The sequence below is a fragment of the Bacillus sp. GW823-FHT06A11 genome (assembly GCF_058795355.1).
This window is the reverse complement of the sequence record NZ_JBXAHS010000001.1, coordinates 883,298-900,940: the sequence shown is the minus strand read 5'-3', so window position 1 is coordinate 900,940 and position 17,643 is coordinate 883,298. Positions and strand designations below refer to the sequence as shown.

20 protein-coding genes, 2 other RNA genes and 1 riboswitch are annotated in these 17,643 nt (G+C 33.0%); of the genes, 20 read left to right on the top strand and 2 right to left on the bottom strand.

Translation table 11 applies throughout. From position 1 onward, the window contains the following. Window positions 1-255: a DUF3931 domain-containing protein gene (locus AC1Q8L_RS04380; RefSeq protein WP_000369740.1), complete on the bottom strand. Its 255-nt coding sequence runs from the start codon at window positions 253-255 to the stop codon at window positions 1-3. Between the two features lie 72 nt (window positions 256-327). Between AC1Q8L_RS04380 and AC1Q8L_RS04375 the strand changes: the two genes are divergently transcribed. The 5 genes from AC1Q8L_RS04375 (at window position 328) to ssrS (AC1Q8L_RS04355) (ending at window position 2,429) form a co-directional block, all read left to right on the top strand. Next, entirely contained in the window at window positions 328-786 is a 459-nt protein-coding gene (locus AC1Q8L_RS04375) for a GNAT family N-acetyltransferase (protein ID WP_000011410.1), read from the top strand. 30 nt (window positions 787-816) lie between these two features. Continuing rightward, window positions 817-1,089, top strand: coding sequence for a YpbS family protein (locus tag AC1Q8L_RS04370; protein ID WP_000451820.1), 273 nt, complete (start codon window positions 817-819; stop codon window positions 1,087-1,089). A gap of 2 nt (window positions 1,090-1,091) precedes the next feature. Further along, entirely contained in the window at window positions 1,092-1,925 is an 834-nt protein-coding gene (locus AC1Q8L_RS04365; protein ID WP_000637575.1) for a sulfurtransferase, read from the top strand. Between the two features lie 116 nt (window positions 1,926-2,041). Then, window positions 2,042-2,224: non-coding RNA, 6S RNA (gene ssrS, locus AC1Q8L_RS04360), on the top strand. Between the two features lie 21 nt (window positions 2,225-2,245). After that, window positions 2,246-2,429: non-coding RNA, 6S RNA (gene ssrS, locus AC1Q8L_RS04355), on the top strand. A gap of 54 nt (window positions 2,430-2,483) precedes the next feature. Here the strand turns inward: ssrS (AC1Q8L_RS04355) and AC1Q8L_RS04350 are convergent. After that, on the bottom strand, window positions 2,484-2,933 hold the full coding sequence (locus tag AC1Q8L_RS04350; RefSeq protein WP_001235522.1) for a hypothetical protein: 450 nt from the start codon (window positions 2,931-2,933) through the stop codon (window positions 2,484-2,486). An 83-nt stretch (window positions 2,934-3,016) separates the two neighbouring features. Here AC1Q8L_RS04350 and AC1Q8L_RS04345 point away from each other — a divergent pair, with 83 nt between their 5' ends. The 15 genes from AC1Q8L_RS04345 to AC1Q8L_RS04275 all read left to right on the top strand — a co-directional run bounded on the left by AC1Q8L_RS04345 (window position 3,017) and on the right by AC1Q8L_RS04275 (window position 17,599). Beyond that, window positions 3,017-3,328: a hypothetical protein gene (locus AC1Q8L_RS04345; protein WP_000169030.1), complete on the top strand. Its 312-nt coding sequence runs from the start codon at window positions 3,017-3,019 to the stop codon at window positions 3,326-3,328. 3 nt (window positions 3,329-3,331) lie between these two features. Continuing rightward, window positions 3,332-4,570, top strand: a complete 1,239-nt coding sequence (locus AC1Q8L_RS04340) for a glutathionylspermidine synthase family protein (protein WP_000084938.1) — start codon at window positions 3,332-3,334, stop codon at window positions 4,568-4,570. Further along, entirely contained in the window at window positions 4,563-4,949 is a 387-nt protein-coding gene (locus AC1Q8L_RS04335) for a DUF350 domain-containing protein (RefSeq protein WP_000606862.1), read from the top strand. The genes AC1Q8L_RS04340 and AC1Q8L_RS04335 overlap by 8 nt, the downstream gene beginning before the upstream one ends. 213 nt (window positions 4,950-5,162) lie before the next feature. Next, window positions 5,163-5,328: riboswitch (M-box (ykoK) riboswitch) on the top strand. 335 nt (window positions 5,329-5,663) lie between these two features. Continuing rightward, window positions 5,664-6,389 carry a P-type ATPase actuator domain-containing protein gene (locus AC1Q8L_RS04330; RefSeq protein ID WP_000964944.1) on the top strand — a complete coding sequence of 242 codons (726 nt, stop codon included), beginning with the start codon at window positions 5,664-5,666 and terminating at the stop codon, window positions 6,387-6,389. 132 nt (window positions 6,390-6,521) lie between these two features. Further along, window positions 6,522-7,388 carry a 5'-3' exonuclease gene (locus tag AC1Q8L_RS04325; RefSeq protein WP_000757069.1) on the top strand — a complete coding sequence of 289 codons (867 nt, stop codon included), beginning with the start codon at window positions 6,522-6,524 and terminating at the stop codon, window positions 7,386-7,388. Between the two features lie 355 nt (window positions 7,389-7,743). Continuing rightward, window positions 7,744-7,884: an FbpB family small basic protein gene (locus tag AC1Q8L_RS04320; RefSeq protein WP_001228048.1), complete on the top strand. Its 141-nt coding sequence runs from the start codon at window positions 7,744-7,746 to the stop codon at window positions 7,882-7,884. Between the two features lie 328 nt (window positions 7,885-8,212). Beyond that, the gene (locus AC1Q8L_RS04315; protein WP_000833049.1) at window positions 8,213-9,406 is read left to right on the top strand and encodes an acyltransferase family protein; all 1,194 of its coding nucleotides are present in this window, start codon (window positions 8,213-8,215) and stop codon (window positions 9,404-9,406) included. Next, entirely contained in the window at window positions 9,407-10,150 is a 744-nt protein-coding gene (locus AC1Q8L_RS04310) for a YveK family protein (RefSeq protein WP_000807053.1), read from the top strand. Next, window positions 10,137-10,757: a CpsD/CapB family tyrosine-protein kinase gene (locus AC1Q8L_RS04305; protein ID WP_002093924.1), complete on the top strand. Its 621-nt coding sequence runs from the start codon at window positions 10,137-10,139 to the stop codon at window positions 10,755-10,757. Before AC1Q8L_RS04310 ends, AC1Q8L_RS04305 begins: the two co-directional genes overlap by 14 nt. Before the next feature lie 18 nt (window positions 10,758-10,775). Next, the gene (locus AC1Q8L_RS04300; protein WP_000617644.1) at window positions 10,776-11,414 is read left to right on the top strand and encodes a sugar transferase; all 639 of its coding nucleotides are present in this window, start codon (window positions 10,776-10,778) and stop codon (window positions 11,412-11,414) included. 56 nt (window positions 11,415-11,470) lie between these two features. Next, window positions 11,471-12,907: an oligosaccharide flippase family protein gene (locus AC1Q8L_RS04295; RefSeq protein ID WP_000533729.1), complete on the top strand. Its 1,437-nt coding sequence runs from the start codon at window positions 11,471-11,473 to the stop codon at window positions 12,905-12,907. 3 nt (window positions 12,908-12,910) lie between these two features. After that, window positions 12,911-14,125 carry an O-antigen ligase family protein gene (locus AC1Q8L_RS04290; RefSeq protein WP_000429879.1) on the top strand — a complete coding sequence of 405 codons (1,215 nt, stop codon included), beginning with the start codon at window positions 12,911-12,913 and terminating at the stop codon, window positions 14,123-14,125. Beyond that, window positions 14,100-14,909: a glycosyltransferase family 2 protein gene (locus AC1Q8L_RS04285; protein ID WP_000237699.1), complete on the top strand. Its 810-nt coding sequence runs from the start codon at window positions 14,100-14,102 to the stop codon at window positions 14,907-14,909. The genes AC1Q8L_RS04290 and AC1Q8L_RS04285 overlap by 26 nt, the downstream gene beginning before the upstream one ends. Further along, the gene (locus AC1Q8L_RS04280) at window positions 14,906-15,958 is read left to right on the top strand and encodes a glycosyltransferase family 4 protein (RefSeq protein WP_001023701.1); all 1,053 of its coding nucleotides are present in this window, start codon (window positions 14,906-14,908) and stop codon (window positions 15,956-15,958) included. Before AC1Q8L_RS04285 ends, AC1Q8L_RS04280 begins: the two co-directional genes overlap by 4 nt. A 93-nt stretch (window positions 15,959-16,051) precedes the next feature. Continuing rightward, on the top strand, window positions 16,052-17,599 hold the full coding sequence (locus tag AC1Q8L_RS04275) for a glycoside hydrolase family protein (protein WP_000006065.1): 1,548 nt from the start codon (window positions 16,052-16,054) through the stop codon (window positions 17,597-17,599). Window positions 17,600-17,643: the final 44 nt, after the last annotated feature.

Below are 17,643 nucleotides of genomic sequence, written 5' to 3'. Positions count from 1 at the left end.
TTATGAGAAAAAGATTCGTTCAATTTTCTTTTGCAGTACAGTATCTAAAGATTTGACAAATCCAGCAAATTCATCGGTAGAAATCATATGAGTAAGAACGAGTCGTCTGCCATCTGGTGTTTCACCGCATAAGACGAATGAAGAAAATTCGTATGTTTTATTTTCAACTACTAATTTTGGATAGGAATACGTGTCGCTTTTCTTCTTCTTTCCATCAATAGAGATGACGTTGCATTTTTTCTCATTGTTGTCCATGGTGAATCCCTCCTTTCTATTATTTATGGTAGACAAGGAGGGTTTAGAACAATAGAGATGGGGGGATTTTTTATGTCTTTTGTAATAGAACGTATTTTAAAAGAGGCTATACCGAAGTCTTTATTGCTACTTGCTGATCCAAGTGAACGGCAAATAGCTATATATGTACAAAGAGGGTTAACATACGTAGCAAAGCAAGGGGGCAGCATCATCGGTGTGTATGTTCTTTTGGAAACAAGGCCGAAGACGATGGAAATCATGAATATTGCGGTTGCAGAGCATTTGCAAGGAAAAGGGATTGGGAAGAAGCTATTAAGGCATGCCGTAGAAACTGCTAAAGGATATGGTATGTCAAAACTTGAAATTGGTACAGGCAATTCTAGTGTTTCACAACTTGCTTTATATCAAAAATGTGGATTTCGTATTTTTTCTATTGATTTTGATTACTTTTCGAAGCATTATGAAGAAGAGATTATTGAAAATGGCATTGTATGCCGTGATATGATTCGGCTTGCAATGGAATTGAATTAGAACGTATAACTTATTTAGGGGGAAGAGAAGATGGAAGTACATAAAGCAATTACAGCACATTCTCGTAAACAAAATGAAAGTGTAAAAGCATGTTTACAATTAGATGCGCAGCGTGAAGCAGCTATTGAAGCAGCCGTATCTCTTGCGTCAAATGGGAAAGAATTTTCGGTTGATGTCATTAATGTTGTAACAAAGCAAATTAATGATCTTGCAAAAAATGGTGTTACCTTGCAGCGTAAATATGTTACAGAAGAAATGGTTATGGAGTATGTAAGTCGTTTACAAGAGAAAGAAGGTCGTTAAAGATGATAGTTACAGTCGAATGGTTACGTGAGCATATAGAAGATGAGAACGTCCGTGTAATCGATTGTCGTTTTGATTTAGCGAATCCTAATTGGGGTAGAGAAAAGTATGAAGAAGAACATATTCCTCATGCGTTATATTTTGATTTGAATTTAGATTTATCAAGTCCTATAGCAGAACATGGTGGCCGCCATCCGTTGCCAAGCATTGAAGAGTTTGCGGACAAGCTTTCGGAGGTTGGTATTGATGAACATATGACAGTAATTGCGTATGACAGTCAAGCTGGTGCAAATGCTGCTCGTTTATGGTGGTTATGTAACTATGTAGGACATGAGAAAGTATATATATTAGATGGTGGTTTCCCGGTTTGGAAAGAGAATGGACTACCGACAACAACGGAAATTCCTGTTGTTATACGAAAAACATTTAAAACAAACATACAAGATCATATGCTTGTATCGATGGAAACAGTAAGAGAGAATATCCAGGCAGGTGCAGATGTTACGTTAATTGATTCAAGAGAGCCAAAACGTTATGCTGGTGTAGAGGAACTTGTCGATCATAAAGCAGGACATATTCCGACAGCAACAAACTATTTTTGGAAGGATGGAATGTTGCAATCAGGACAATTTAAGAATGAAGCTGAGCAACAAGAACGATTTCAAAATCTGTCGAAAGATAAGGAAACCATTGTATATTGTGGTTCTGGTGTTACGGCATGTCCAAATATCATTGCGTTAAAATTGGCTGGATTCCAAAATGTTAAATTGTATGCAGGTAGCTGGAGTGATTGGATTTCTTATCCAGAAAATCAAATTGCAAAAGAAGAAGATTAATCACTTGCATGCAAAAATAATTTGTATTAAAATAAGGTCACAAGCAAGAGATTGCTCGAAAAACTTTGTATTTTACACATTGGAAACAATGTGATAATATAACGACAAGTAAATAATACATCCTGCGGTGTACGTAACTTATTTATGTCTAAAACCGATGTTAGTTATACGGAAGCTCAATATTTAGCGACCATCATCAAGCCTTCCTTGTGGAGGAAGATGTACGGTAACTGTGAGGGCATCCACCTGCGAGTAGCGGGTTTTTGGACATTTACGAGGAGCGGCACGTGCGGGGGTCTTATTTCAACTAACCTTATATAAAATTCCTACGGTGTACGTAGCTTATGCATGTCTTAAACCAATAAGTTTAATATGGAAGTTCAATATTTAAATGTAGCTAACATGCCATCTTTTTAAGAAGGAAGTTACAAACATTTGTGAGAGCATCCACCTGTGAGAGCAGGTTTATGGACATCTAGAGAGAACGGCATATGTGGGGCTATATAAAAACCTTACGTTTTATACGTAAGGTTTTTTTGTTGCATAGATATATCAATATTATCTTGATTCACCTGTGAAGTTTCCGTAATAAATGTAGCACTTTCTGTCTTCATCAATCTCTCTTGAATCCAAGGAGAATTCCATAGACATGCCGTCTCGCTGAATATATATAATATCTGAATGAAGAGATGGTAAAATTTCTTCGTAGTTCCATACATCTTGACTATCTACTAAGCTTGAACTCGTTTCACTTAGTTCTCTAATTTCAAAACCGATGTGGGAGTATGTAGGGTCTGAAGGGTCATTGGCGAAAACTTCTTTTTGAATATAAATAACTGCTGTTCCGTCTGGATCAACCGAAGTTGCAGTAACAACATAAGTATTTTTCTCTTTAATAAAATATTCACAAGTCATGCGTGCGATAATTTCAGAATTAGAAATATTGGCGTAGTTCCATAAAGCAGGATACCCTTTCGTTTCATCATTAAGTCGATATTCTAAGCGCATTCAATCCCTCTTCTTCCTTTTTCTTCTACTTTATCATGCCATCCTATATAATAGGAATAGAATTTAAAAAGGGGAGTGCGAAGGTGACAAAAACGAAATGGCTAGTAGGTGGTGTCGTAACGTCTTTAATGACTGGCACTTTATTTGGTTGCGCACAAGATCTTCCCCCAAAACCGAATGATAATAGTTGTTCTGATTGGGATTGGGATGATGAACTTGGGGTATGGCAGTGTGATGATAGTAGTTCAGGTTATCGTGGGCATTATTTCTATGGTGGGCGATACTATCAAAATAAATCTACTTTTAAAAATTCATCGGCGTTTAAATCGTATCAATCGTCTGCTGAATTTAAAGGTGGAATTGGAAGCGGTTCAAAGGGAGGATTTGGGGGCTAAAATATGTCGCAATACATAAGGGATCGAAAAGAATTTTATTTAAAATATCCGAATTTTTGGTCGGATTTATATGAATGTGAGTATAGTTTGTTTCATGTTTTTTCTATAACAAATCAGACTTTGGACCAATTACACTTAGCGACTGAACGAATGGGGAAAATATTTTTTAAGACTGCTAGACTGCTGCGTAATTTAAGTGACGAACAGCTTCTAGATCTTGGCTTTCCATCCGCGAGTTTATCATTCATTAGAATGAAAGGGCTTTATCCTGAATCTGTAATTTCGCGATTTGATTTTGCTGTAACAGAGGATAATAAAATCAAAATGCTTGAGTTTAATAGTGATACACCAACTTTTATTGTGGAATGTTTTCGAATGAATAGGAAAGTATGTGAAAATCTAGGCTATGATGATCCAAACTCGGATCAAGAACGATTGCTATCTTCTGGTGTAACGAAAGCAGTAATGGAAGCGACAAAGGGATTAGATAATCCAAATGTTGTTTTTACAGCACATCATGAACATATCGAGGATTGGAATACCACTATGTATTTAAGTCAGCTATGCCATGTTGAAAATAAAGTAGTGCCAATGTCAGAACTTAGAATTACAAAGGGTGCTCTAGTCGATAAAGATGGGGCGAAGATTGATGTTTTATATCGCCAAACATATCCGATAGAAGATTTAATTGAGGATCAAGATCCTGAAACAGGAGATTTGGTAGGTGTGGAACTGTTACAACTTGTAAAAGCCGGAAAGCTTTTTATAATAAATCCTTTGTCAGCATTTTTACTTCAGCCAAAATCAATTCAGTGTCTTATTTGGGGGTTAGCAGAAGAAGAGGTCTTTTATACAAATGAGGAACAACAGTGGATTAAAGAATATATGTTACCTACATATTTAGAACCAGATTTATTTTTAGGAAAAGGTTCTTTCGTTCAAAAACCTTCATTTGGGAGAGAAGGAGATACAATTACGATTCGCGATAAAGACGAAAATATTATGCTTCAAAATGCACACGAAACGTATAAAGCGTCACTGCCGATATTTCAAAAGTATACCGAACTGCCAGTCGTATCCTTGGAAACAGAAAAAGGGATCGAGAAACTGTCATATGTGTTTGGTTCGTTTTTAATTGCTGGAAAAGCGAGTAGTATCGGTATTCGTGCGGGAGAAAAGATTACAGGAAATGAATCGTACTATTTACCGGTAGGTATAAAAAGGAGGGGGAAAAATGATTAATTTTTTATTATATTTAGCAGTAACACTCGGCCTTTTATGTATAGGTCTGTTCTTGATGGAAGTGACAACGAAAGTAAAGGAATTTAAGTTAATGGCTCAAGGAAATAAGGCGGTAAGCTATGTGCTTGGAGGACGATTACTTGGGTTAGCTGTTGTTTTATATTCGACAGCAGCTAATTCAATTTCACTTCTTGATATGATTTCGTGGGGAGCAGTTGGGATTTTGGCTCAAATTATCGTCTTTTATTTAGCTGAGTGGCTTACACCACGCTTTAATATAAACAAAAGTCTCGAAGAAGATAATCAAGCAGTCGGTCTTTTTCTTATGTTTTTATCGCTTTCGATTGGGATTGTAATCGCTGGTTGTATAACTTATTAAAAACTTTACGTTTAAACGTAAAGTTTTTTATTTTATCCCGCTATTTGCCGGGCAGCCCGATTGGTGAGGGCTAATAATCAGTGGGGGATGAACAAAACCCCCACTGATTAAAGTTTCACTTTATATACGTTAGTTTGCCATACCTTTTGAAAAAATTGTAGGCTACTGTTGACATCTATTTTAAATAAGAGTAACATTTTCAATGTAATGAAAATAAGTCTCTGTTAGGTGAGGCTCCTGTATAGAGAAATGCTACTGCCCAAAAATGTCGAGAGACGCCAATGGGTCAACAGGAATGATCGAATTAAGGTTTTTCTTAACGTAGCTGGTAATGTACCTATGCTATACAGTGCTAAAACTCGGCGAGGGAGAGGTCCGTAGATTTCTAATTATATTAGAAATCGTTTATTTGTGTATGTAATGGCCACTACTCTCTTAAGGGTAGGGGTCTTTTTTGTTACCAAGCTATGAGTAATTTCATAGTATAAACTATAAAATTAAACGAGGAGGTGAGGAGCATGTCAAATTCTGACTCGGTTCCGTTACCCATATACTTCAAATCAAAAATATATGATGTAGGCAGGAAACGATTTGTTCCTCCCTCTATATTTATCACAATGTAGCGTTTATAAAGCGCTAGACACTTTCACAGTAAAGTGGATAAATTGAGAAACAAAGCGTTTCTTCCTATGTTGTAAAGGAGGAGACGATAATATGTTATATGCAAACAAAACTGTGGGTAACACGTCATATAAACTAAATAAAAAATCAATAAAAGAACAAACAATGCTCCAAAAAAATAAAGATTTATTAATTGAAATTGCAACAAGAGATGTAAAATCTGTATTTGCATATTTTAAAACAACAAGAGACGGACTATCAATGAAAGAGGCGCAAAAACGTATTCAAGTATATGGCCGAAATGAACTAACTTCAAAAAGAGCAATTCTTGCAGAAGTAATGATGAAGCTTGGTGGCATGATTCCAGGTTTTTCAAAACAACGTGTGTGTGATGAATTACAACGTGAAACGATTACTGTATCTAGAGTAGAATGTTCTAGTAGTACAGGGCTAAATAGTGAACTGAAAATGATGGAGATACCAGTGCAAGAACTTGTACCTGGAGATATGATTTTTCTTTCGGCTGGAGATGCTGTGCCAGCTGATGTACGTATTATTTATGCAGATGATTTATTAGTGAATGAGTCTGTGTTAACGGGAAACGAAGCGAGTATAGAGAAGTTTGAAAGCTGCTATCACCTTGAACGTAAACGATTTATTCCATTAAAACGGATGAAAGATTATAATCCACTTGAGCTTGAAAATGTATGTTTTAAAGGTTCACATATCGTTAGTGGAAGTGCAAAGGCTGTCGTTGTTTCTACTGGAAAAAATACGTATTCAGGCATATTGCATACTTGTTGTAGTAGAACGTCTTAATGTGTTAATGGTGCTAAATATACAAAAACAATGTATAATAGACAAAGTTGAGCAAAAACGTAGAATGGTAATCTATTTATATAACCTTACGTGATAACGTGAGGTTATTATTTTTTTAATAGGAGAGGAATTATGAAAAAAGTATTATTAGTTGATGGTATGGCACTATTATTTCGTGCTTTTTACGCAACAAGTGTCTACGGACAATTTATGAAACGACAAGATGGAACCCCTACGAATGGGATTCATGGTTATATGAAACACTTGTTAACAGCTACGCAAGCGATTGAACCAACACATATCGTTACATGCTGGGATATGGGAAGTACGACATTTAGAACAGAATCGTTCTCGAATTATAAAGCAAATCGTGCAGCGCCACCAGAAGAATTAATTCCTCAATTTGATTTAGTGCAAGAAATGACTGCGAAATTATCCATTCCAGTTATCGGTATGAAAGGCTACGAAGCGGACGATTGTATCGGTACGCTTGCAAAACAATACTGCAATGAAGCTGAAGTTTATATTTTAACTGGTGATACAGATTTACTTCAACTTGTTGATAAGAACGTTACGGTTATGCTTCTGCGTAAAGGAATTGGAAATTACGAATATTACACACCGGAGAAAATCATGGAAGAAAAAGGTGTAGAGCCGTGGCAAATCGTCCATGCAAAAGCTTTCATGGGAGATACAAGTGATAATTATCCAGGTGTAAAAGGTATCGGTGAAAAAACAGCGTATAAGCTTATTCAAGAGCACGGAACAGTATCCGCTGTACTAGAAAATGTAGAATCATTAACAAAAGCGCAGCGTACGAAGATTGAAAGTGATTTAGAGAACTTAAATATTTCGTTGCAATTAGCACAAATTCACTGTGAAGTTCCAATTTCATGTTTACTAGAAGAGGGATTACACACAATGGATGAAGAAAAACTTAGATTTGTTTGTGAAGAAATGAATTGGGGAAGACCTGAAATATTAATAAATATGCTATAAATAGTTTGGAAAGAGGGATGTTGCATAAGTCGAAATTTGACTTGGTGACACCTTCTTTTTGTTTTTGTAAACAGTATTATAGTAAATAAAATTATGTCGAACTCAATTTTAAATATATAAATGTTTCGACAAGATATAATGATAAAAGTTGATGGGAATAGTAATTTTTATAATGAAGTGAATTAATTTCAACATAGTTTTAGAGAGTCTTTTTTTCGTGTTCACAAAGTTGTCAGAAAATAAACGGAATTTTCATATGAAGTTCAAATAGAATTCACAACAATCAATTATTATAAGGACACACAGATAATTCTTTATCTTTTATATAAACCATCCCCCAAGGAGGACAATGAAAATGAGAAAAAAAGTGAGGAAATCTTTTAAACAATTATTAATTGAAAATAAACAATCACTATTAAATAATAAAGAAAATATGAAAGAAATTGAAGAGAGAATTGAGAAACGACATGTAGCATATAGTGGTGCGAGTAATTAAATAAAATAAAAAAGATAGCCTATATAGGCTATCTTTTTTATTTTATATTGAAAAAACGCTATTCATCTCTTTAATTTTGTAAATATGCAAGATATTTTTATAGTGTTTTTCTATCAATATTACTCATTTTTCGAGGTTGAAATTGGTATATACCAATTTTTGAGATTCGCTATTCATAATATTACAAAAAATGTTACAATACACTCAAATTTATACTATAAAATCATTTTAATATGAAAAATTGGAATGAAAAGAAAGGAGAGGAATATGAATAAAGATGTCGCTTTGAAATGATTAGTATCATTTCATTAGGAGTTGATGTAAAAAGATGAAGAGATACGAAGAATTGGACTCTATAAGAGGGATTTCTTCATTAGTAGTAATGATCGGTCATCATTTAATGATTTTTTCAGCATTTCAAAATTACAGTTATGAAGATAATAAACCATTTGTTGTGTACCTATTAAAAGAAACACCTGCTCGTCTAATTTTTAGTAGTGGTAACGAATCTGTTATTATCTTTTTTGTTTTGAGCGGATTTGTTTTGTATGAATCTATTCAAAAAAACTATAGTAGCTATGGATCATACCTTTTAAAACGTATATGCAGAATATATATTCCTTATATTGTGGCAATAATAATAGCTATTATATGCCAGGCTACAATTAGTGAATATGGTATTTCTTATTTAAGTGAATGGTTTAATCGCTCATGGACGATTGAAAGTTCTTCAAGCTTAATCGCACAACATATTTTATTGGTGGGGAAATATAATACAGATGCATATAACGGTGTCATTTGGTCACTTGTCCATGAAATGCGAATATCAATAATTTTTCCGTTAATTTTGATGATTTGTTTACGAAAAACGTTAAGGTGTTCATTACTATTATTGTTTAGTTTTAGTATATGTTCTGTCGTAATATTATTTTTGTTTCGCTCGGGCTTAACATTAACAAGCTATGCATTAACATTGCATTACACGGTGCTGTTTTTACTAGGAGCACTAGTTGCGAAGTATAAAAATAATTTAATAGTTTTTTATAGTAATTGTACTAAAAATACGAAAATTGCATGGTTTTTATTTGCGATTTTACTTTTTATGTATGAAGGGCTTATTGGAGAAATGAAAGTACTCAATAATTTTATATTTCGAGACTACGTAGTGGCGATAAGTGCATGTCTATTTGTCATATTAAGCTTGTCAATATCAACTTTGTCGTCCTTACTACGTAATAAATACTTGTTATATTTGGGGAAGATTTCTTACAGTCTTTATTTATATCATATTATATCGTTATTTTCCCTTATATACATGCTCCATGAAATATTACCGTTGCCAATTATTTTAATTTTTTCACTTGTTTTTTCGTTTATACTTGCAATACTTTCGTATATATATGTAGAAAAATTTGCATTCAGAGTCGGAAAGTATGTAACAAAACAAGTGGATAGAAAGAAGAGAGGGGTATCTGTAAAGAGTGACTTGCAGGATGTTATTCAGAAAAGGGCGGTGAAATAATTGAAGCAAGAAATGAGTATAAAAGATTTTCAACAATTATTGAAAAGAAGATTCGTAACGATTATTTTAACGATGTGTTGTTTAACCGCTTCTTTAGTTCTTATCTCTATGTATGTTTTAAAGCCGTCATATCAATATTCAACGCAAATTCTTGTTGGGAATTTAGATGAGTTTAATAAGGAAAATTCAACAAATAAAACACAAGAAAATAAGCAACTAGTAACATCGTATGTTGATATTTTAAAAAGCCCATTAATTATTTCAACAGTCAAAAAAACTTTGAAATTAGAGCAATCAAGTTATGAATTAGCACAAAAAATCTCGGTATTGAATACGGACAACTCACAAATTGTAACTGTTACAGTAAAAGATTCCAATCCGAAAGTCGTGAAAGATATTGTAAAGACATTGGCAGAGCAATCACAAAAAAGCTTTCAACAGTACACAAATGTACAAGGAGTGAAAGTATTGACTGATCCTGAGTTACAGGAACAGGCTGAAAAATTGTTTCCGAAATTTCAACTAATCATTCCTATTTCTTTAATTGTTAGTTTTTTTGTTGGGATAGGTTTAGCTGTATTTCGAGATTATTTTGATGAACGTATATACATGGAACAGGATTTAGAGAAAATAACAACAGTCTCTGTTATTGGTCACATAAATATGAAACCGAATAGAAAAAAGAAACTTACAGAGGTTGATAAACAATCATCTATATATCGAGGTGAACATGTCGATGTTTAGGACAAAGAAACAGCTGCCATTCGATCTGCATGATGATCTGATGAAAGAGCAGTTTTATACGGTGTATCACGAGTTGAAAAAATCTGGAAAACAACTGTTCACAGTTAGTTCAACGAAGGACAGAGGTGTTGTTGCCTCGCTTATAGTAAATATGGGTCTAGTGTTTGCTGAAATGAAGAAAAAGGTGTTACTTATTGATGTGAATTTTTCTGACCCAAAATTACATGTATTATTACAAAGTGATCACATGATAACAGTAAACGATATAATAAGCTCTTCCCCCTGTAATTATGAATCTTTTTCTAGTAATTTGTCTAAATACTTATATTGTATTCCTGCAAAAAAAACAGTACACACAGGGACGCCCTTAGTTGCTATGGATGAATTTGATAATGCAATTGCTAAGTGGAAAGAAGATTTTGATTACATTTTCTTTTATTCTTCTGAAGTATTTGATCTTCCTGCTACGCACATTATTGCAGGGAAATGCGATGGAGTAGTCTTAGCAGTTAAAAAGCGAAAAGATTCACTACGTACAGTGCAAAAAGTAATAGCGAATATAAATAGAAAAGAATGTGAATTAATAGGGATAATTTTATATTCTTGAATGTGGGGGTAACGATCCATGATTCGTGAAACAAATCAAGCCAAGTTGTATACGATTCCAGCTCAAGAAAAGCCTAGCATATTGAATCGAAGTGTAAAACGCTTGTTTGATATTATATTTTCAATCATATTGTTACTATTAACGATACCAATTATGTTGTTCTTTTGTATTATGATTACTTTAGAAACATCAGGGGCTCCAATTTACTTTCAAGAACGTTTAGGTATAAACGGGAAGAAGTTTAATGTATTTAAATTAAGATCGATGGTAAAGGATGCTGAAATAAATGGCCCACAATGGGCAAAAGAACATGATTCAAGAATTACAAAAGTTGGATTGTTTATAAGAAAAACGAGAATTGATGAATTACCGCAACTTTTAAATATTTTAAGAGGGGATATGTCTTTTGTAGGCCCTAGACCAGAGAGAGAGTTTTTTTATAATGAATTTGATGCGTATATTCCAGAATTTAAGGAACGTTTAATGGTAAAACCAGGATTAACAGGATGGGCGCAAATAAATGGAGGGTATAATCTTGATCCAAAGGAAAAGTTGAGGTTGGATATGGAATATATTGAAATGAAAACGATTCGAATGGACATCCGTATTTTATGTAAAACCGTTTTAATTGTATTGAACGGTAATGGTGCAAGATAAATATATATGTAAACAAACAACATATGTAAGTAGGTTACTTGCAAAGGAGAACTGGTATGGGTAGATCTATTCTAAACAATATTATCCATCTATTTTATAGTACGATTTTAGCTAACCTTCTTCAGGCCGTCAGTTTAATTGTTTTAGCAAACTTTTTTAACGCACAACATTATGGGATGTTTAGTGTTGCCATAGCAGTGACGTTTGTTATGTTATTTTTTACAGACTTAGGACTTAGTAATACGTTTCTTCGAGAAGGGGCAAAGGATGGGGCAGATTTAGAGAAGATTTTATCATCGTATATAAAAATAAGGATGATCCTACTTATTTTTATTTCTATAATCGGTTATATTGTTATTCATTATATGTATGCGGACAAAAATTTAATTTATATGATGATAAACGTAATGTTTTTCATGTTAATAGGATTAACTTGGCAAAATATAGGGATTGCCTATTTTCAACTGACGGAACGTATGAAGTATATAGCGCTCATTAAAGTTGTATCAGCATCGGTTGTCATTATAATTACATGTTTTTGTATTTTCGGAGAGTTACCGGTGTATGTAACGGCTCGCTTATATGCTTTTGGGTATATGATCGGTGGTTTATTCAGTATATATATCATGAGAAGAAAGACGAAAATGAATATGAAAGTCGTAATTCATAAAGCGTTATTTTGGCAATTAACTCCCTTTATTATTAGCGGTTTTTTAATAATGAGTACGCCACAATTAGCACCTATCTTGCTTAACTATACATTGCCATTAAGTATGGTAGGTGTTTTTGCAGTGGCGTACCGGATGCCGGCAGCTTTATATCAAGTACCAGGGGTAATTGCAGGTGCATTTTTTCCAGTGCTCTTTAAGCATTATAACCAGAATAATATAGAAGAGCATACGAAATTAAATTTGCTTCAAATTAAATCAATGGCGATTGTAGGGATATGTATGACGATCGGTTTATATCATTTAGCACCATACTTTATTTCTATATTTTTTCATGAAGAATGGAGCAATGCAGTAGAACCACTCCAAATATTATCATTTCTTATTGTGCTACAGAGTTTAAATATTGCCATTGCTGATGGTTTAACGACGAGTGGATGTCAAAATAAGAGAACTGTTGTGCAGTGTGTAGCATTGGTGATAGGTGGGGTTATGCTTTATAGCTTTAGTAGTATTGGTGGAGTGATAGGAGCGGCATACGCTATGGTTTTATTTGAAATCGTCGCTTTAGTGGGATACATAGCGGTAAGTGTAGTGAAGAAAAAAATTGTATTCCAAATTGTAATACCGTATACAATTTATTTTGGTGTAACCTTTATTGGAGTGCAATATATATTGCATACATATCATTTAATTGCGCTTGTTCTTAATATAATAATCGTAGTAGCTGCCATATTCCTATATGATTATGAGCTGAAAAAACTTCTTCTTTCTTTTATAAGAAAAATACGCAAAAAGGATTATATTACGAAACAGGGGATATAGCCTATGGAAAATAATATGAAAGTATCGATGGGATGGATTATTCTTCTAATATTATTTGTTATGTTAAGTAAATACAATTTATATATTGGATTTTCATTGAAGATATATATGATTTTTTTAGTCATATATTTTTGTTTAACAATTAAAAACTTTCATATTCAAAAGTTATATTTTCATGAAGTTGTATTTTTACTGTTTTATTTCATTTATTGTTTAAGTGGAATTCTTTCTATGTATTTAAATGCTAGTATTCGTATGATTTTTGGCGTGCTACTCGTTTTAGGATGCTATTTTATAATGAGGAATTTATTGGGGAATACTGAAATAGTGGTACTTGAATCATCTATTGCTTATGTAGGAGTAGTATTTAATGTTGTAAGTCTAATACTATATATAATTGGTTTACAATACTTTAGTTTATACGGTGGAGAAGAGAGAGAAATTTTTGCTGGGTTATTAGTGGATAGAGGATATCCACGATTAATTGGATTGCTAGATGATCCTAACATTTTTATTTTTTATAATACAATATTTTTTATGTACTATATGACGAATTTACAAAATATTACTAACATCTTAGGATTGATTTTATGTGTTACGACAAGTCTATTAACCTTTTCAAGGGGCGGTATATTAGCGCTTGTACTTGTCGTTTTTGTATATATATGTATGTCTAGTTTCGCCAAAAAAATAAAAATAATTATGAGTTTAGTATTGTTTAGTGTAGTTATTTTTAGTTTATCGAATAGTGTAATGGGGGGCCAATTAGATGATATATTAAATAAACGAATTTCTGATTTTTCCCATGATAATGGAAGTGGTAGATTTACATTATGGGAAGCTGCTTTTAAATATTATTTATTCAATCCATATATTGGAATCGGCGCTTTTAACTTTTCGAATTATTATGAGTATCAATTTAATGAAAAATTATATGTACACAATACATTTTTAGAAATTTTGTCTGAATCGGGTACAATTGGTTTTCTTCTATATAGCGCGTTTTTATTCATATTAATGTTCAAGCTAGCGCAGCATACTTTGTTTCGTGAAAAACCATATCTTCTATTGACTATGATTGCATTTTTATTTCAGATGATGTCATTGTCACTCATTATTAACGAAGCGTTCTTTTTATTTTTAGCAGTTGTTGTGAAGTATATTTCAATATATGAAGGAAGGGGAAAGATAGATGGTAAAATGTCTATCAGTACATAACGAGCCTAACGAGCCGCCTTATGTTTCTGTAATAACACCTTCTTATAATAGTATACGATTTATAGGTGAGACAATTTCATCTGTACAGAATCAATCGTATGAAAACTGGGAAATGATTATCGTTGATGACGGTTCAACCGACCAATCTGCCGCGAAAATTAAAGAGATAATAGAAGGAGACTCACGAATTAGGTTATTATCATTAAAAGAAAATGTTGGTGCTGCTAAAGCTCGGAATTTAGCGATCCAAGAGGCAAGAGGAAGGTACATTGCCTTTTTAGATAGTGATGATATATGGTTGCCGCATAAATTGAAGACACAATTGTTATTTATGGAAGAAATGAATATTGCTTTTTCATATGCGTCGTATAGTTTAATTGATGAAAATGGTAATGAATTAAATCGTGAAGTGAGTGCACCAAAATCTGTTGACTATCATTATTTAGTAGGAAATACAATTATCGGTTGTTTAACAGTGATGATTGATCGTGAAAAAATTCCATATGTCGAAATGCCTAGTATACAGCCGGAAGATACAGCGTTATGGCTGAACTTATTACATGAAGGGTATGAAGCAAAAGGGATACAGCAAGTGTTAGCAAAATATAGAATTGTTACAAATTCTGTTTCTAGAAATAAAATTAGAGCAGCTTTCCGGTATTGGAAATTGTTAAGGGAACAAGAACGACTGAATTCGGTGCAAATTTTTTACTATTTTAGTAAGTATGCTTATCATGCTTATAAAAAAAATAAAATTAATGTAGTTGGGAAGACGCAATTATGAATATACTGTTGATGACAGATAAATTGATAACTGGCGGAGCCGAGAGCTATTTCTGTAAATTGGAAAGTAATTTGCGTTATGATGATTTTAAGATTTATACAGCTGCAGGTGATGGAGAACTATATGAATCTCTTACTAGAAAAGAAAATTTTATATTACTTAGTCGATGGAATCATTTGAGAAATATTTATTATTTACGAAATGAAATTTGTAAACGAAAGATAGAACTTATTCATGCAAATAGTTTGCGAATGGTATTATATGCTTTTCTAATTCAAAAGTTTATTAAAAAAAAGATGAAAATTGTTTATACGAAACATAATGTAACGATATTAGAAAAGAAAATGCCAACGCTTTTTCGTTATTTCATGAATAAATATGTAAACAATATTATTACAGTAAGTGAGTTTGAAAAGAATAATTTAATTTCAATTCATGTAGCAGAAGAAAAAATAAATACAATTTATAACGGTGTCGATATTGAAAAGTTTTTATTCCAGCAGAAGAAGAAAGAACCTACATATAAAATAGGGATATTAGCTAGATTATCCAAAGAGAAAAACCATCAACTATTTGTCAAAATTGCAAATGTGTTGAAAAAGAGAAATGATTTTATGTTTTATATTGCTGGTGATGGACCAGAGAAAGAATCGATTATGAAAGAAATAGAAAAATATGGATTGCGGCAAAGGGTGAAGATGCTAGGGAATATTTCAGAGCCGCATGAGTTTATAGGGAATATGGATGCCTTACTTTTATTATCTTTTCGTGAAGTGTTTCCAATGGTAGTAATTGAAGCGATGGCTACAGGGACACCAATTGTTTCAATAGATGTTGGCGGAATAAATGAAGCGGTAATAGATGGAGAATCAGGTGTTTTGATATCTGAATATTGCGAATCTGAATTCGCAAGTGCACTTGAAGAACTACAAGGGAATGAAGAAAGGGTAAATGATATTAGATTGAAAGCACGAGAGAAAGCAGTGAGGTATTTCTCGTTAACTAAAATGATAGAAGAAACGAAAAATATATATGAGTTAAACAAATGACCGGGTAGGTCGTTTGTTTTTTTTATTATAGAAACTTTTAAGAGAGAACTCACATATTATATGAAAAAAGGTAATATGAGGAGTGAATTTATTTTGTCAGAATATATTTCTTCCCAAGAAGATTGTGCGCCAGAAAGTAGCGTTCACATTGATTGTTTTGGCGCAGTTCCAAACTCGGTAAATGATAGCTCATTAGCAATTCAACAAGCTATTGATTATTGTGTAGCTAACCGAATTTCGACAGTAAAAATTACAGGAGTAAATACGTACAAAATTGTAAAGCCGATTGTTATTAAATCAAACGTAAGATTAGAGTTAGATCCTACCGTAACGCTGCAAATTGATGGAGATTTTAATGCATTTGAGCTACAAAGTAACGCTTCGATAGTTGGTGGTACTATTCAAGTTATAAATCCATTGTTTCAATCTGCTGTTATTTATGTTTCTGGTTCACAACAAATCGAAGTACCTAATCAATCTGTTATATCAAATATAAATATAATAAATACAACTCCATCGTATAAAGGAAAAGCTATACATTTTTATTGTCAAAAGGCATGGGATTATATTAGTTTCTTTCAAGTTAAATTTATTCAAATTAAAAACTTTCAAACTGCAATATATTTGAAAACAGAGTATATAGATGATATTAATACACCTTGTTGGATTAACGCCAATGTATTTCAATCTATATTTATTGATGGATGTGTGTATGGGATTGAAGTAGATGGAAATAGTGATTTGCCAAATGAAAGTTCAGGAAATACGTTTCATGATATTCAAGTGCAATGTAGACAACAAACGAACAAAGTAATTCGTTGTTCAGGTGCGTATAATACATTTGATTGTATGATCTGGGATACGTACCGGATGAGTAGTGAACAAATTGTTATTGAATTTTCTTCCAATTCTCATCGTAACTACCTTTTTTCAAATCTGCTTTCGACAACTATTGTAGATCAAGGACAATACAATGTTTGTAAGTCTACTTATGAAGAATCCCTACGAATTCAGTTACCTTTGACGTTAAATAGACCTCATTTAATAGGAAATCAAGATGATATTTTAGTAAATGCTCAGCAGAAATATAACGTTAAGCAAGTAAGTGGAAAAGTGCCGTACGGGGGAAATCTCACAAATTGCTTTAATTTAATAGATGAACAAAGTGTAAACTATATTGACGTTCCAGATAGTAATCCAGTTGTAATTGAACTGGATTTTACGAAAAAACCAATACAAATGTTAAATTGTTTTGGAATGTATTTTGGGTGGGGAGAGAGTCCAAAGAAAATTAAAATTGAATATGCATTAAGTGCAACTGGAAGTTGGGTTATCGCGTTGGATGTTCCATTAAATGTTGGCGATACAATTATATCGAATATGAAGGCGAGTCAGTTATATAAAGTTAGAATTACATTAAGTGGTTATTCTCAAGACCATAAGCGTTTTCGAATTAATCGTATCTTTGCAAGATCTTCTATGGAAAATGGGAGTGCTTGGTTAGCGACAACTGGAGGAAGAATGTTTGGAGATATTGAAATAGAGGCAAGTAAAGGTATAATCATGAAGACTGCTAGTGGAGTGAAATGGAAAGTTACTATTAATGAAGCTGGCCAACTTATTACGACTAAAATAACTTGAGATGGTGTTTAATCCTATATCATTGGACGAGTTACAACGTAGTG

What these genes read in the sequence shown, in the direction of transcription:
- AC1Q8L_RS04305 (WP_002093924.1), top strand. Translation starts at nt 10,137, where the DNA reads ATGTCGATGTTTAGGACAAAGAAACAGCTGCCATTCGATCTGCATGAT.
- AC1Q8L_RS04350 (WP_001235522.1), bottom strand. Translation starts at nt 2,933, where the DNA reads ATGCGCTTAGAATATCGACTTAATGATGAAACGAAAGGGTATCCTGCT.
- AC1Q8L_RS04300 (WP_000617644.1), top strand. Translation starts at nt 10,776, where the DNA reads ATGATTCGTGAAACAAATCAAGCCAAGTTGTATACGATTCCAGCTCAA.
- AC1Q8L_RS04325 (WP_000757069.1), top strand. Translation starts at nt 6,522, where the DNA reads ATGAAAAAAGTATTATTAGTTGATGGTATGGCACTATTATTTCGTGCT.
- AC1Q8L_RS04320 (WP_001228048.1), top strand. Translation starts at nt 7,744, where the DNA reads ATGAGAAAAAAAGTGAGGAAATCTTTTAAACAATTATTAATTGAAAAT.
- AC1Q8L_RS04335 (WP_000606862.1), top strand. Translation starts at nt 4,563, where the DNA reads ATGATTAATTTTTTATTATATTTAGCAGTAACACTCGGCCTTTTATGT.
- AC1Q8L_RS04380 (WP_000369740.1), bottom strand. Translation starts at nt 255, where the DNA reads ATGGACAACAATGAGAAAAAATGCAACGTCATCTCTATTGATGGAAAG.
- AC1Q8L_RS04315 (WP_000833049.1), top strand. Translation starts at nt 8,213, where the DNA reads ATGAAGAGATACGAAGAATTGGACTCTATAAGAGGGATTTCTTCATTA.
- AC1Q8L_RS04295 (WP_000533729.1), top strand. Translation starts at nt 11,471, where the DNA reads ATGGGTAGATCTATTCTAAACAATATTATCCATCTATTTTATAGTACG.
- AC1Q8L_RS04365 (WP_000637575.1), top strand. Translation starts at nt 1,092, where the DNA reads ATGATAGTTACAGTCGAATGGTTACGTGAGCATATAGAAGATGAGAAC.
- AC1Q8L_RS04285 (WP_000237699.1), top strand. Translation starts at nt 14,100, where the DNA reads ATGGTAAAATGTCTATCAGTACATAACGAGCCTAACGAGCCGCCTTAT.
- AC1Q8L_RS04280 (WP_001023701.1), top strand. Translation starts at nt 14,906, where the DNA reads ATGAATATACTGTTGATGACAGATAAATTGATAACTGGCGGAGCCGAG.
- AC1Q8L_RS04375 (WP_000011410.1), top strand. Translation starts at nt 328, where the DNA reads ATGTCTTTTGTAATAGAACGTATTTTAAAAGAGGCTATACCGAAGTCT.
- AC1Q8L_RS04290 (WP_000429879.1), top strand. Translation starts at nt 12,911, where the DNA reads ATGGAAAATAATATGAAAGTATCGATGGGATGGATTATTCTTCTAATA.
- AC1Q8L_RS04370 (WP_000451820.1), top strand. Translation starts at nt 817, where the DNA reads ATGGAAGTACATAAAGCAATTACAGCACATTCTCGTAAACAAAATGAA.
- AC1Q8L_RS04330 (WP_000964944.1), top strand. Translation starts at nt 5,664, where the DNA reads ATGTTATATGCAAACAAAACTGTGGGTAACACGTCATATAAACTAAAT.
- AC1Q8L_RS04340 (WP_000084938.1), top strand. Translation starts at nt 3,332, where the DNA reads ATGTCGCAATACATAAGGGATCGAAAAGAATTTTATTTAAAATATCCG.